2 protein-coding genes are annotated in these 563 nt (G+C 63.9%); one reads left to right on the forward strand and one right to left on the reverse strand.

From position 1 onward, the window contains the following. Positions 1 to 117, forward strand: a 117-nt coding sequence (locus tag G3A47_RS24545; protein WP_208328445.1) for an invasion associated locus B family protein, incomplete at its 5' end; no start/stop codon positions are given. A gap of 44 nt (positions 118 to 161) precedes the next feature. On the opposite strand, the gene G3A47_RS23225 is transcribed toward G3A47_RS24545, so the two are convergent. Next, a partial coding sequence (locus tag G3A47_RS23225; protein WP_208328444.1) for a DUF6925 family protein occupies positions 162 to 563 on the reverse strand: 402 nt, incomplete at its 5' end.

Raw genomic sequence — 563 nt, forward strand, 5'->3', positions numbered from 1 at the left:
AAATCGGGCACCTCGTTGAACATCGGCATGGAGTCCGTGACACGCAAGCCCGTGACCATCCCCGTCTCGCTCAAGGGCTTTACCGCAGCGGTCGACAAGCTGCAGGCTACCAAGTAGCCAGCTTGTCGTTCATCCTGATTGCGTGCTTCGGCTGGGCCGCTTCAATGCCCAGGCGCTTCGTCTTCGACGCCGTCGGCGGCTTCCGGATCAAGCTGGTCAAAAGCCACCTGCCAGTCCGTGATGATGCCGATACGCCTGGCGTCGTCGTGAAGGGTCGCCAGCCGCGCTTCCTGGCGCAGCGCGATGCGCGCGGCCGCCTTGGCGGTGCGGCTGAGCGGTGGTGTCCAGCTTTGCGGCGCTACGCCGGTGCTGAGAGCTGTACCGATCGCCTGTTTCGCCATGCGTGCCTCTGCGGCTCCGTAGCGGTTCAGCAGGTTCTGGAATGCCTCGTGCAGGTCCAGATCGAAGGGCTGGTCTTGGCCCATCGGATCGATGACTGGATTGCCCGGGTGCAGGAAGGCGAGCGGCAGCAGGCCATGCGGTATCGGTGTGTTGGCTGAATG

The sequence above is a fragment of the Flavobacterium poyangense genome (genome assembly GCF_011751075.1).
Taxonomy (GTDB): Bacteria; Bacteroidota; Bacteroidia; order Flavobacteriales; family Flavobacteriaceae; genus Flavobacterium; species Flavobacterium poyangense.